At 63.6% G+C, this 13831-nt stretch carries 11 protein-coding genes and 1 riboswitch; of the genes, 5 read left to right on the top strand and 6 right to left on the bottom strand.

The window, feature by feature from the left end:
* The first annotated feature begins 28 nt into the window (after window positions 1–28).
* Together ACTJKE_RS04400 and ACTJKE_RS04395 are read left to right on the top strand one after the other, a co-directional pair.
* Window positions 29–1270, top strand: coding sequence for a Gfo/Idh/MocA family protein (locus ACTJKE_RS04400; protein ID WP_440635710.1), 1242 nt, complete (start codon window positions 29–31; stop codon window positions 1268–1270).
* A 269-nt stretch (window positions 1271–1539) separates the two neighbouring features.
* Complete coding sequence (locus tag ACTJKE_RS04395) at window positions 1540–2376, top strand: universal stress protein (protein ID WP_440635712.1); 837 nt, start codon at window positions 1540–1542, stop codon at window positions 2374–2376.
* Window positions 2377–2426: 50 nt separating this feature from the next.
* Here the strand turns inward: ACTJKE_RS04395 and ACTJKE_RS04390 are convergent, their stop codons facing one another.
* Window positions 2427–2876 (bottom strand): pyridoxamine 5'-phosphate oxidase family protein, encoded by a 450-nt coding sequence (locus ACTJKE_RS04390; protein WP_057251770.1) that lies wholly within the window; start codon window positions 2874–2876, stop codon window positions 2427–2429.
* Window positions 2877–3162: 286 nt separating this feature from the next.
* Window positions 3163–3645, bottom strand: a complete 483-nt coding sequence (locus ACTJKE_RS04385) for an Lrp/AsnC family transcriptional regulator (RefSeq protein ID WP_057251769.1) — start codon at window positions 3643–3645, stop codon at window positions 3163–3165.
* Window positions 3646–3804: 159 nt separating this feature from the next.
* Between ACTJKE_RS04385 and ACTJKE_RS04380 the strand changes: the two genes are divergently transcribed.
* The 3 genes from ACTJKE_RS04380 to ACTJKE_RS04370 are packed head-to-tail and all read left to right on the top strand — an operon-like array spanning window position 3805 to window position 7469.
* The gene (locus ACTJKE_RS04380) at window positions 3805–5010 is read left to right on the top strand and encodes a diaminopropionate ammonia-lyase (RefSeq protein WP_057251768.1); all 1206 of its coding nucleotides are present in this window, start codon (window positions 3805–3807) and stop codon (window positions 5008–5010) included.
* A gap of 3 nt (window positions 5011–5013) precedes the next feature.
* Window positions 5014–6189 carry a M20 aminoacylase family protein gene (locus tag ACTJKE_RS04375; RefSeq protein ID WP_440635715.1) on the top strand — a complete coding sequence of 392 codons (1176 nt, stop codon included), beginning with the start codon at window positions 5014–5016 and terminating at the stop codon, window positions 6187–6189.
* A gap of 35 nt (window positions 6190–6224) precedes the next feature.
* Entirely contained in the window at window positions 6225–7469 is a 1245-nt protein-coding gene (locus ACTJKE_RS04370) for a Zn-dependent hydrolase (protein ID WP_440635717.1), read from the top strand.
* 223 nt (window positions 7470–7692) lie between these two features.
* Here ACTJKE_RS04370 and ACTJKE_RS04365 read toward each other — a convergent pair whose 3' ends face one another.
* The 4 genes from ACTJKE_RS04365 to ACTJKE_RS04350 all read right to left on the bottom strand — a co-directional run bounded on the left by ACTJKE_RS04365 (window position 7693) and on the right by ACTJKE_RS04350 (window position 13792).
* On the bottom strand, window positions 7693–8208 hold the full coding sequence (locus tag ACTJKE_RS04365) for a hypothetical protein (protein WP_440635719.1): 516 nt from the start codon (window positions 8206–8208) through the stop codon (window positions 7693–7695).
* A gap of 213 nt (window positions 8209–8421) precedes the next feature.
* On the bottom strand, window positions 8422–10242 hold the full coding sequence (gene thiC, locus ACTJKE_RS04360; protein WP_440635721.1) for a phosphomethylpyrimidine synthase ThiC: 1821 nt from the start codon (window positions 10240–10242) through the stop codon (window positions 8422–8424).
* Window positions 10243–10332: 90 nt separating this feature from the next.
* Window positions 10333–10461, bottom strand: a riboswitch (TPP riboswitch).
* A gap of 94 nt (window positions 10462–10555) precedes the next feature.
* Window positions 10556–11920, bottom strand: coding sequence for a sigma-54-dependent transcriptional regulator (locus ACTJKE_RS04355; RefSeq protein WP_440635723.1), 1365 nt, complete (start codon window positions 11918–11920; stop codon window positions 10556–10558).
* A gap of 3 nt (window positions 11921–11923) precedes the next feature.
* Window positions 11924–13792: a sensor histidine kinase gene (locus ACTJKE_RS04350; RefSeq protein ID WP_440635725.1), complete on the bottom strand. Its 1869-nt coding sequence runs from the start codon at window positions 13790–13792 to the stop codon at window positions 11924–11926.
* Window positions 13793–13831: the final 39 nt, after the last annotated feature.

Genomic DNA, 13831 nt, shown 5'->3' with positions numbered 1-13831 from the left:
CAGAAAAACGACAACCCGGGAGAACAGAATGACACAGCTACCGAAGCAGACGCTGCGTGTGGGTTTCGTCGGATCGGGCTTCATCGCCCATTTCCATCTGAAATCGATGATCGGTGTGCGCAATGTCGAGGTGACCGGCGTCTTCAGCCGCAAGCCCGAAAACCGGGAGAAATTTGCCAAGGAGGTCGCCGCACTTGGTCTTGGCACCTGCCGCACCCATGGGAGCCTGGAGGCGCTGCTGACCGCCGATGATGTCGACGCGATCTGGATTCTCTCGCCCAATTACACCCGCCTCGACGTCATGCGTACTCTCCACAAGGCGGTCAAGGATGGCCGCAGCACGGTGTTTGCCGTCGCCTGCGAGAAGCCGCTTGCCCGCACCATTGCCGAGGCGCGAGAGATGCTATCGCTTGCCGAGGACGCCGGCCTCAATCACGGCTATCTTGAAAACCAGGTGTTCTGCACGCCGGTGCTGCGCGGCAAGGAGATCATCTGGCGGCGCGCCGTCTCGACCACTGGTCGCCCCTATCTGGCGCGCGCCGCGGAGGAACATTCCGGCCCGCACGAGCCCTGGTTCTGGCAGGGCGACAAGCAGGGCGGCGGCGTGCTCTCCGACATGATGTGCCACAGCGTCGAGGTGGCGCGCTACTTGCTCACGGCGCCCGGCGCACCGCGCAACTCACTGAAAATCAAGGCTGTCAACGGCACCGTCGCCAACCTCAAATGGACGCGACCCAATTATGCCGAACAATTGCGCAAGCGCTTCGGCAACGAAGTGGACTACCGCAACCGGCCGTCGGAAGATTTTGCCCGCGCCACGGTGACGCTCGAAGACCAGGACGGTAACGAACTGATGATCGAGGCGACCACCTCCTGGGCCTATGTCGGCGCCGGGCTGCGCATCCAGCTTGAACTGCTCGGGCCGGAATATGCGCTCGAATACAATTCGCTGAGCACCGGCCTGAAGATCTTCATGTCGCGCGAGGTCAAGGGGTCGGAAGGCGAAGACCTCGTGGAAAAGCAGAATGCGGAGCAGGGTCTGATGCCGGTGCTTGAGGACGAGGCGGGTGTCTATGGCTATACCGATGAGAACCGCCACATGGTCGAGTGCTTCCGCAAGGGCGAAAAGCCGCTCGAAACCTTCGAGGACGGGCTCGCCGTCGTCGAGATGCTGATGGGCCTCTACCGCTCGGCGGAAATCAACGCGACGCTCAAGTTCCCGGCACCGGAGCTCGAGCATTACGTGCCGGTCGTCGCGCGCCGGACCTGACGACCGCCTTTCCTCCCCGAACTCCATCACCAAACGTAGAGGTGTCGAAACGACGGGGCCACGTTCTGGGTCGCGCAGTTCATCGGCGGCGCTATGCGCCCATCCCACCTGTTCTCGCCGCCGCGAAAGACTGCGGCTGCGTGAGGGCAAAACTCTTTCCGAATTATACGCCCATGTCCGCGATCTTTGTTGACGGGGATCAATGCCGCCGCACGGGCTTCTACCTACGCTGATCCAGACCCTAAATCTGGTCGCCAGGAGAAAACCCGATGACATACAAGACCATTCTCGCCGTCGTTGGTGTCGATCATTCCGTGGAGCATCTGCGTTCGGCAGCACAGGTCTGTGCTTCCGCAAACGCCCACCTCTCCCTGTTGATCGTCAAGCTCGCCGCCTCACCGCCGATCGGCGATTATGCCGCCGCCATCTCCATTGATTGGCTGAACGAGCGGCAGCGTGACGTCGACAAACTCGAATCCTGTGCGGAAAGAGCTGTTGATGTTCTCACCAAGGAAGGCATCTCGTTCGGCGTCGAGACGAAATATACCGAGGTCGCCTGGGCCGATGACGAGATCGGCGAGCGTGCGCGTTACGCCGACCTGACGCTGGTCGGCGATGGCCTGATGCTGGACCCGGAACTGCGCTCCCGTACCATCGACGGGACGTTGTTCAGCTCCGCGCGCCCAGTCCTCATTATGCCCAGGGGCAAGACCGTGCGGCTTGATCCGAAGACCGTGGTACTCGCCTGGAACTCCAGGCTGGAAGCCGCGCGCGCGGTGCGTGAAGCGCTCGATCTGCTGATCGGAGCCGAGACCGTCTACGTCACGATGGTCGACCCCCGTTCCGCCTATGGCAAGAACGGTGAGGAACCGGGCGCCGATATCGCCGGTTATCTCGCCCGGCACGGCGTTTCCGTCTCCGTCGAGAGACTGCCGAGCGGAGGGCATCGGGTCGACGACGTGATCAATCGGTTTGCGTCGGATGTGGCGGCCGACCTGATCGTCATGGGTGCCTATGGGCACTCCAGGATGCGTGAACGCGTCTTTGGCGGCGTTACCCGTTCGATGCTCGAAAACGCCGTGGTCCCCGTGCTCATGGCGCATTGACCGGCAGCGCCCGGAACGGCGCGCAGCATTTGCCTGCGCGCCGACAATCGTTAGCCGGCAGAGGCGGCACGTCCGGTCACATCGTCGATCTCGATTTCGAAAAAGAGATGCGGCGATGCGCCTGCAACCGGCTGTTCACCGGGCTTCAGGCCACCCGGTTCCCACCAGTTGATGCGCTGTTCGAGAAGCGACCAGGCATTCATGCGCTCGCGGTGCCATTGCTTGGTGTCCGGCAGTTCCTGGTAGCGGCCGTGGATGACGACGCTTCGCCAATTCTGCCGATCCGTTGCCGTGTCGACCTGTACGCAGACACGCGGATTGGCGCGCATCCAGTCTATCTTCTGCCCGGGCATCGAAAAGCTGTAGAGCCGGTTGGCGGCCAAAGCATATTGGATGGGAACGATATAGGGCTGGCCATCTCGGGTACAGCCCAGGCGGGCGATATGGTTCTCAGCGACAAGGTCGAGACATTCCTGTCGCGTCATTTCTCTGATCAACATGAGGCTCTCCTCTTCTAAAGAGATCGTCCAACCGCCAGTCTCCGCCGACCAGGTATCCTGGCATTGATCTCGCTCAAGTCTCGTCGATTTCGGCTGCGTCCGTCGCCAGGCCCGAAGGCGGAGACGGATATGCGCCCGCCTCGTCGCTCGAAACCGTCGACGCCTTTCTGACATCGATCGGCGCCGGCCAGCCGCTAGATGCGGAAGCGGAGAAAAAGGCGCTCACGGGCTCGAAGTAGGGGGGTGGAACAACGCCATTCGAAAGGCGACTGTTAGTGGCATCACTCTAAATCGGCACCGACAGGCCGACCTTGACCGGGTCCATCGTCACGAAGGTGCGGAACCGCCTGATATTGGCATTGCCGAAGAACATTCGCCGCGTAAAGGCCTCGTAGTCGGCCATCGTCGGCACGATGACGACGAGCATGAAATCGACATCGCCGGTCACGTAGTAGCATTGCTGCACCTCGGGCGCGGCGGTGAATGCCACCTTCGCCGCGTCGAGCAGGGCGATCTGCTCGCTCTCGACCTCCACCTCTACCAGGATCGTCAGCGCCTGGTTGACGCTGACCGGATCGATCAGCGCGACATTGGCGCGGATGACGCCGGTTTCCTCCATGCGCTTGATCCGCCGCTGAACGGCCGGAGCGGATAGATTGACCGCTTCGCCGATCTGGCGCTGCGGCGTCGTGTTGTCCTTCTGCAGAATGGCGAGGATCGCGAGGTCGAAACGATCCAGTTCGACCTGGGGTTTTTTCGAAGGGGCCATCCGGTGCCTATCGGTTCATGCGTTCAGGGCGGTTGTGAGCGGAATGCCATGCGTCGGCATACCTGATCTGCTTTACAAACTTGCATCAGCGGTGATCATTTAGAGCGCATTTCTCGCCCGCGATGAAATAGATTTTCGCTGGTCTACGGAGATTGCACCATGTTCCTTGCCAACACCCATGCCGATTTCGGCCATCACCTGCTGCCCGAGGATGAGGACATGCTGTCGCTCGCGGCCGCAGCAAATGTCGAGCGGCAGCTTGCCCGGCGCCCCGATCATCGGCCGACACCGCTTCATGCCTTGCCTGCCTTGGCCAGCGAGATCGGTGTTGCGTGCATCTTCGTCAAGGACGAAGGCCATCGCCTGGGCCTTGGAAGTTTCAAGGCGCTCGGCGGCTCCTATGCTGTGATCCGTCTGGTGATCGAAGAGGCGGAACGGCGTCTCGGGCGCAGCCTCGATCTCGATGACCTCGATCAGCCCGAGGTCCGGGCGATTGCCGGGGCGATGACCTTCGGCTGCGCCACCGATGGCAATCATGGCCGGTCCGTCGCAATGGGCGCCCGGCTCGTTGGTGCGAGATCGGTGATCTTCGTGCATGCGGGCGTCAGCGAGAAACGCATCGAGGCGATCGCTCACTATGGCGCCGAGATCGTTCGGGTGGCCGGCACCTATGACGATTCTGTCCGCGAGGCGGCGCGGGTCTGCGACGAGAATGGCTGGACGGTGGTTTCCGACACATCCTGGCCCGGCTACGAATACATTCCCGGCCTGGTGATGCAGGGCTACACGGCGCTGCTCAGCGAGGCGTTGCGGCAGATGGAAGAGCCGCCGACCCATGTCTTCGTGCAGGCAGGCGTCGGTGGCATTGCCGCCGCCACCGCGGGACATCTGGCGTTGCGCTATGGAGCGGAGAGACCGCGTTTCGTCGTCGTCGATCCCGCACGGGCCGCCTGCCTCTACGAAAGCGCCAAGGCGGGGCAAACCGTCAAGGTACCACATGGCGAGCCGACCATCATGGCGATGCTCGAATGCTACGAGCCGTCGCTCGTCGCCTGGCGTATCCTGTCCCGCGTGGCCGATGCCTTCATGACCGTCGATGATGAGGACGCCGTTTCGGTCATGAACCGGCTCGCGCGCCCGAAGGGGGCTGACCCGGCGATCGTCGCCGGTGAGAGCGGTGGCGTCGGGCTGGCCGGGCTTCTGGCGGTTGCCCGAGATCCGGCGTTGCGGGAAGCGCTCGGATTGACCGCACAGTCGCGCGTCTTCGTCATGAATACCGAGGGGGCCACGGATCCCGAGCGTTATGCTGCCTTGGTGGGTCTGTCGCCCGAGACTGTCGCGAACACACCGAACGAAAGAGGGTGACTCATGGTGGGAATCGACTTTGATCGGCTTGTCGAGGATATGACCGCCTGGCGCCGTGATCTGCACGCGCATCCGGAATTCGGTTTTGAGGAGCAGCGCACCGCATCCTTCGTCGCGGCGAAGCTTCGAGAATTCGGGCTCGACGAGGTCGTGGAAGGCGTCGGCGGCACCGGTGTCGTCGGCCGGCTGAAACGCGGCAGTGGCAATCGCGCCATCGCCCTTCGCGCCGACATGGACGCGCTCCGGATACCGGAGCAGGGAGAGCAGTCCTATCGCTCGACCCGGCCCGGCACCATGCATGCCTGCGGCCATGACGGCCACACCGCAATGCTGCTCGGGGCAGCGAAAATGCTGGCAGAAGGCGGAGGCTTCGACGGCACCGTTTGTTTCATCTTTCAGCCGGCCGAAGAGTGGGGCAAGGGCGCGCTGGCGATGCTCGACGACGGCCTGATGGAGCGCTTCCCCTTCGACGAGATCTACGGCCTGCACAACATGCCGGGGCTGCCGGTCGGCCGCTTCGAGACCCGTGTCGGCGCGATCATGTCGGCGGAGGACAATTTCGAAATCGTGCTGAAGGGTGTTGGCGGGCATGCGGCGCGGCCGCATTGGGGCAATGAGACGCTTGTCGCGGCTTGCGCTACCGTCGTCAATCTGCAGACGATCGTCTCGCGGCGCCTTTCGCCGACCGATATCGGCGTCGTTTCGGTGACCGAACTCTTGACCGACGGCACGCGCAATGCCTTGCCCGGCCTCTCCCGGATCCTCGGGGACGCCCGCAGCTTCCGCCCCGAGGTCAGCGCCAAGATCGAGGCGGAGACGCGCGTGATCGCCAAGGGCACGGCGGATGCCTATGGCTGCGAGGTCGAGGTCAGCTACACACGCGAGTTCGTGCCGCTCATCAACGACCCGGCCTTGACCGGCCACGCCTTTGCTGCGGCGCAAGCGGTGTTCGGGCCTGAGAATGTCGCGACGGCCGCTGAGCCTATGACCGGTTCGGAGGATTTCGCGCGCTTCCTCGAGCACGTGCCGGGCTGCTTCGTCTTCATCGGCAACGGCGAGACGTCGGCGCCGCTGCACAATCCGCGTTACGATTTCAACGATGATGCCCTGATCTTCGGCGCGCGCTACCACGCGGAAATCACCCGGCAGAGACTGGCGCCGACTGAGCCCCGGCCATGAACAGAAATCCGCATGAAAGCAGGACAGCCAAGCCAATGCAGACCATCGATGCCGCGCGCCTCCTCGGGCGTATTCACGATCTTGGCGAGATCGGCCGCGATCCCCACGGGCAATTGACGCGACTGGCCGGTTCCGACAACGACAAGGCTGGCCGCGATCGCCTCGTCGCCTGGATCGAGGCGGCGGGTCTCGAAGTCGCCATCGACCGCATCGGCAATATCTTCGGCACCTGGCGCGACGAGGGTAATGCCGGCGAGGCGCCCATCATGCTCGGCTCGCACGTCGACACGGTCATCAATGCCGGCATCTATGACGGCTGTTACGGCGTGATTGCCGCGCTCGAAGTGATCGAAACTTTGAGAGAGCGCGGTCTGACGCCGGCCCGGCCGATCGTCGTTGCCGCCTTCACCAACGAGGAGGGCGTGCGTTTTGCGCCCGACATGCTCGGCTCGCTCGTCTATGCCGGCGGGCTGCCGGTGGAGAAGGCGCTTGCGACCGTCGGCACAGATGGCGCGGTGCTGGGAGAGGAACTCGCGCGGATCGGCTATGCGGGCAATGTCGAACCGGGGTTCCTCATACCCCACGCCTATGTCGAGCTCCATATCGAGCAGGGACCGGTGCTGGAGCGCGAGGGATTTGCAATCGGCGCGGTCGAAAACCTGCAGGGCATTTCCTGGCAGCGGGTGACGATCGACGGTGTCGCCAATCACGCCGGCACGACGCCGATGGCGATGCGCTGTGACGCCGGGCTTGCGGCCGCCCGCATCGGCCTTTTCCTGCGCGATCATATAACCCGCTCGAACGCTCCGAGCGTCGCGACCATTGGCACCATGCGTTTCGAGCCGGACGCAATCAACGTCATTCCGTCGCGGGCGGTCTTCACCGTAGACCTGCGCGACCCGGACGAGGATCGGCTGCAGGCGCTGGAGGCGGCGCTTGCGGATTTCCTCCTGCGTGTCGCCGCTGAAGAGGGTGTCGAGATATCGGTCGAGCGCCTGGCGCGTTTCCAGCCGGTCGCCTTCGATCTGGGCATTGTCGCCACGATCGAGGCTTCGGCGAAGGCGCGGGGCCTGAAGAGCCGGCGCATGACTTCGGGCGCCGGCCACGATGCGCAGATGATCGCACGCGTCGCGCCGACGGCGATGATCTTCGTGCCGAGCCGCGACGGCATCAGCCACAATCCGCGCGAACACACGGAGGCGGATGATCTGGTTGCCGGGGCGAATGTGCTGCTCGATGTCGTCGAGCGGATTGCTTGCAGCGGCTGGAAAGGCAGTTAGGAATACTCGCGGCGAGAAAGACGATGGTCTGTATCCGTAACTCCGCCGCCACACTCCGGCAGGTCGTGATCGGGATAGACATATCTCGAATGTAAAGCTCTGACGCCGGCTGAGCTGGTTCTCGCGCGTCAGAACCCGTTCCTACACGCACATCCGGAGTCCGGTTTCGAGAAATGGCGTAGCTCCCCTCCGTTGCGACGAAGTTGACCTGTCTTCAAGGCTCTCATTTCGTGTGAACGGTCTTCTGCCGGGCAGGAGATTCAGGCTGGCTCCGTTCGAAGCGCCTTTCCGGCGTCTGGCGGAAAAGGTTAAGGAAATTGCTGCCGCCGTGCCAGACCTTGCCGCTTGGTCCGTAATCCCGTGAGTCGCGCATCGATGAGTGGGGCTCGCTGTGGCTATCGCTGTCGATGACGGCAGCACCTCCGCCGCCTGCGCCGGTGCCGCCGGGAACGCCGCCTACGCCGCTGCCGTCACCGGTGCCCCAATTGCCACCACCCCCATCGCCGCCACCCTCTGTGCCGTTGCTTCCGCCGCTCCCGACGTTTTCGCCACCTTGGTCGCTGCCATCAGTGCCATTTTCACCATTCCCGCCGCCGACATCGTCGTCCGCATGGGCGGCAGAAATCCAGGAAAAACCCGTGGCAAAACTCCCGCTGTCGTCGAGGCGTGGCAGATCTCCAGCGAGTGCCACAAGGCCGCCTATCGACAGGGCCGTCAGTCTCAGCAGGCGTGTCCTCAAGTCATTCTCCTCGTAAACGGCGTTTTTTTCGTCGTCCTGCAAGAGCGCCGCAGAGGACGGCAGCTTGGCGTGAATGACGGGTCCGCCGGCGGCGACTTTTGCGTGAGTTTTACATATCGTTCAACCGATAAGGGGGCAAGCTATTCCCCCAGGGCCCAGCATCCGCCTTGCCGTCGGAAGGGACTACGAGGCGTCCCTCCCGACGTGTGCCCTTTAACTCTTATCTTCGACCTCAGCGACCGGCATATAGAGGTCGCCACCCTCGCGGTATTTCGCGGCCATTGCCTCCAGCCCCTCCTTCTGCGCTTCCGCACGAATGTCGTGCGAGATCCGCATCGAGCAGAATTTCGGGCCGCACATCGAGCAGAAATGCGCGACCTTGTGCGCCTCCTTCGGCAGGGTCTCGTCGTGGAAGTTACGGGCCGTCTCCGGGTCGAGAGAGAGGTTGAACTGGTCCTCCCAGCGGAACTCGAAGCGGGCGCGCGAGAGAGCGTCGTCGCGCACCTGGGCGGCCGGGTGACCCTTGGCGAGATCGGCGGCGTGGGCGGCGATCTTGTAGGTGATAACGCCCACTTTGACGTCGTTGCGGTCGGGCAGGCCCAGGTGTTCCTTCGGCGTGACGTAGCAGAGCATGGCGGTGCCGAACCAGCCGATCATCGCAGCGCCGATGCCGGAGGTGATGTGATCGTAGCCCGGTGCGATGTCGGTCGTCAGCGGGCCGAGCGTGTAGAACGGCGCCTCGCCGCAGACGGCAAGCTGCTTGTCCATGTTCTCCTTGATCTTGTGCATCGGCACGTGGCCGGGGCCTTCGATCATCACCTGACAATCCTTGGCCCAGGCGATCTTCGTAAGTTCGCCGAGCGTTTCCAGTTCGGCGAATTGCGCGGCGTCGTTGGCGTCGGCGATCGAGCCAGGGCGCAGGCCGTCGCCGAGCGAGAAGGAGACGTCATAGGCGCGGCAGATGTCGCAGATCTCCTCGAAATGCTCGTAGAGGAAGCTTTCCTTGTGGTGATGCAGACACCACTTGGCCATGATCGAGCCGCCGCGGGAGACGATGCCGGTGACGCGATCGACGGTGAGCGGGATGTAGTGCAGGCGTACGCCAGCATGGATGGTGAAATAGTCGACGCCCTGTTCGGCCTGCTCGATCAGCGTGTCGCGATAGACTTCCCAGGTGAGGTCCTCGGCAATGCCGTTGACCTTTTCCAGCGCCTGGTAGAGCGGCACGGTCCCGATCGGAACCGGCGAATTGCGGATGATCCATTCGCGGATGTTGTGGATGTTGCGGCCGGTCGAAAGGTCCATAACCGTATCGGCGCCCCAGCGGGTCGCCCAGACCATTTTTTCGACCTCTTCGGCCATCGACGAGGTGACGGCGGAGTTGCCGATATTGGCGTTGATCTTCACCAGGAAGTTCCGCCCGATGATCATCGGTTCGGATTCCGGATGGTTAATGTTGGCGGGCAGGATGGCCCGGCCGCTGGCGATTTCCTGGCGGACGAATTCGGGCGTCACATGATCGGGAACGTGTGCGCCGAAGCTTTCGCCGTCACGAACCTTCGCGCGTGCCGCATCGCGACCGAGGTTTTCACGGATCGCCACGAACTCCATCTCCGGCGTGATGATGCCGGCGCGGGCGTAGGCAAGCTGCGTTACCGCCTTGCCAGCAGTCGCCTTGAGCGGCGCGTGCTGGAACGGGAAGGTCGGCGTCAGCCGATCGCCGCTCGCAAAGCCATTGTCCTCCGGCCGCACGATCCGTCCCTCGTAGGTTTCCACGTCGCCGCGTCCGACGATCCAGTTGCGGCGAAGCCGCGGCAGGCCCGCCTCGATGCTGATCTCGGCGTCATCGGCGGTATAGGCGCCGGAGGAATCGTAGACGGTAACCGGCGGCTCGCCGGAGGTCGGGTGCAGCGCGATCTCGCGCATCGGCACGCGGATATCCGGGTGGAGGATGCCCGGCTTATGGATCTTGCGCGAGGCCGGAAGCGGGCCTTGGGTGACCGAGAGGGGGGTAGGCTTTGTGGCAATATTCATGACGAGGCTCCAAGTTTGCGATTGGAGACCCAGTTCTGATGCCGGAAGGATGAAAGACGCTCCGCCAGATGCTGGACGCACGGAATCCTGGCTTCGATATCTGCACCGTCCCTACGCCAGTATGAACTGGATCAGGTTCAACGGGTCACTGCGCCACAGCCGGCAAGCCGGCCATCCAGCAGAATCTCAGCCCCTTGCGGGACCCCCCTGGTGAATGCCTAAGAGATAGCCATCGAACGGCACAGGTCGTCAAGCGCGAATTCGTCGGTCGGCGAAGATGCAATTTTAGAGTGTATTTGGCCGCTGACGAGAGCTAGCTGCCGGATTTTTCCGGAATGCCGCGCTCCGCATAGTCGGCTCGGTTGATGCCGTGACGCTGGAGCTTGTCGTAGAAGGTCTTGCGCGGAATGCCGAGCGCTTCGATCGTCGCCTTGACGTCGCCGCGCTGGGCGCGAAGCGCCTCCTTCAGGATTTCCGCTTCGTAGCGTTCGAGCCGTTCCGGCAGGGCGAAACCAGACTGTTCAACGACTGCAATGGGCTGCCCCAGCGGGCCTTCGACCCCAAGTGCGACCCGTTCGGCAAAATGCGAGAGTTCGCGCACATTGCCGGGCCAGGCATGGGTCATCAGGTGTTGCTGCACTGCCGGCGAGATGTGAGGCACGTCGCGCTTGAAGCGCTCCGCCGCCCGCGTCAGGAAGTGCGAAAAGAGCAGCGGGATATCATCGCGGCGCTCGCGCAGCGGCGGGATCGACAGCGTCACGACATTCAACCGGAAGTAAAGATCCTCGCGAAAGTCGCCGCGCTGGGCCGGGTCGCCGAGGTCGATCTTGGCGGCGGCGATGACGCGGATATCGACGGGACGCACCTGATTGGTGCCGAGTGGCGTGATCTCGCGGGCTTCGAGAACGCGCAGCATCTTGACCTGGGTCGCCGGCGGCATCGCCTCGATCTCGTCGAGGAATAGCGTGCCGCCGCTCGCGTGTTCGATCCGGCCCACACGCTTCTTCAGGGCGCCGGTGAAGGCACCCTGTTCGTGGCCGAAGAGTTCGCTTTCGATCACCGTTTCCGGCAGCGCGCCGCAGTTCAGCGCCACGAAGTTGCCGTCGCGGCGCCGGCTCCAATTGTGGAGCAGCGTCGCGACCACCTCCTTGCCGCTGCCGGTTTCGCCGGCGACGAGCACGTCCACATCCGTGTCGGCGATGTGCCGGATCGTCTGGCGCAAGCGCTCCATGACCGGCGTCTGGCCGATCAGCGGCAGGCTGTCGCCAGCCGTTTCCGCCGCCCGTTTGAGCGCGCGGTTCTCCATGACGAGCCGTCGCTTTTCGAGCGCGCGGCGCACGCTCTGCACCAGCCGGTCGGCGGCAAAGGGCTTGGGGATGAAGTCGTAGACGCCATCCTGCAGCGCTTGAACTGCCATCGGTATGTCGCCGTGGCCGGTCACCAGAATGACCGGCAGGTCCTTGTCGAAGGTAGCGATGCGGCGAAAGAGCTGCAGCCCGTCGATGCCGGGCATGCGGATATCACTGACGACGATGCCATCGAAATTCGCGTCGAGGGTTTCCAAGGCTTCGGCGGCGCTCGCAAGCGAAGTGACGTCGAAACCGGCGAGCTCCAGCGTCTGCGTCATCGCCTTGCGCAGATAGTTGTCGTCGTCGATGAGGTAGACGGACGGCTGCATCGCTCAGGCCCTCTTCAGGCGAACCGTGAAGACGGTGCCCTTGTCGCTGGTTTCGACCGATATCTCGCCGCCATAGTCGGCGACGATCTCCTGGGAGATGGCGAGTCCAAGGCCGAGACCTTCGTCCTTCGAGGTGTTGAACGGCGTGAACAGATCCTCGCGGATATGCTGTGGTATGCCGGGGCCGTTGTCGGAAACGACCAGCAAGACCGTGCCGGAAGGGTCCTCCTCACAGCGCACGCGGATCTCGGCATCGCTGCGCTCGCCGAGTGCCTCCAAGGCATTCTGCAGGAGATTGATCAGGACCTGTTCAAGACGGATGCGGCTGCCGTAAACGCTGAGCCCGTTTTCCGGCAGGTCGATGATGATTGCATCCATGCGGCCGGCAAAGCGGCTGCGAAGCAGCATCAAGGCGCCCTCGATCACCTCGCGCATCGGTGTCGGCTCGGCGACGAAGCGGCCCTTGCGGGCAAAGCTGCGGAGTTCGTCGGTGATGGTACCGACCCTTTCGGTCAGCTCGGCGATGCTGACGAGGTTCTCCACCGCCGTTTGCTGCTGCCCCCGGTCGAGGAAGGTGCGGGCATTGTCGGCATAGGCGCGGATGGTCGCGACCGGCTGGTTGATCTCGTGGGCGACGCCGGCGGCCACTTGGCCGAGGATCGCCAGACGGTTCGCCTGAACCAGTTCCTGCTGCACGGCCTGGAGCTTCTCGCCGGTGCGCCGGTGATCGGCAATCTCCGTTTCGAGATGATCACGCGCAAGGCTGAGATCCTGGGTGCGCTCCGCCACGCGGTGCTCCAGTTCATCGCGCGCGGCACGCTCCCTTGTCGCAACCAAGGTCAGGGCCTGGCGACGACGCAGGAGGAAGGCCGCAAGCGCAAGCAGCGGCACGATCACGGCCAGCGCAATCAGCCGGGCCTCGCGGGTTGCCGCCGAGACCGCCCCATCCAATGGCGCCAGTTGCTCCAGCCGCCAGCTCGTGGTCGGAACCATGGTTTCGACCCGCAGGAACCGCCGCTCGCTGTCGCCGGGCAGCAGCGCATGCAGCTCGCTGGAGCCGTCGCTGGTCGGCTCGATGTCGCGGAACGGCAGCGGCAGCAGCGAGGCATCGCCGAATTGCAGGCTGTCGCGGATCGCAGCGACACGATCGCGCGGAATGGTTCTGGTGGTCATGAAGCGCCAGGACGGGAAACTGGTGATGAGCACGATGCCGCGCCGGTCGGTAACATAGACCGGCTTGCCGGAGGCGAGCCACTCCGCTTCCACATCGTCGAACTCGAGCTTGGCGACGACGACGCCGATCGGGCCGTCCTGCCCCTGCACCCGCCGGGAGATATAGAGTCCCGGCCGTTTGCTGACCGTGCCCATGGCGAAATGCTCCGCCTTGCCGTCCCGCATCGCCATGCGGAAATATTCGCGGAAGGCGTAGTCGTTGCCGACGAAGCTCGTCGGCTCACGCCAGTTGCTGGCGGCGACCGCGACGCCGTCGTTGCCGATCACATAAATGACGGCGGCGTCCGTGTTGGCGGCAAGTGCCTGCAGCTTCTCGTTCAACCGCTGCAGCGCCTGGCCGTCGCGGGTCGAAAGCGCTGCTTTCACCTCGACGTCGTCGGCCAGCACCAGCGGCGTCGAGCGCTGACGTTCGAGCACGGCGCGCAGCAGCGAGGCTTTCAGATTGGCATCGATCCGGCTCTGGGCGTCGACGGTTTCGAGCGCCTGGTTGCGTCCATATTCACCGGCGAACAGAAGGCCGGCTACGAGCAGCGCCAGAGCGAGGCCGGCGAACACCAGCCAGGTGCGGCGCATCGACCGGTCGAGATCTGCCAGGTTGAGGGGTGCGGATAGGGCACTGAACATGGCGCGATTGTGCATTTTTTCGCTCAGACTTCCAGGCGACCTGTGCGGAAATCC

Origin of the sequence: Ensifer sp. 22521 (assembly GCF_052044795.1) — a bacterium.
Taxonomy (GTDB): Bacteria; Pseudomonadota; Alphaproteobacteria; order Rhizobiales; family Rhizobiaceae; genus Ensifer.
This window is presented reverse-complemented; position numbering and strand designations above follow the sequence as displayed.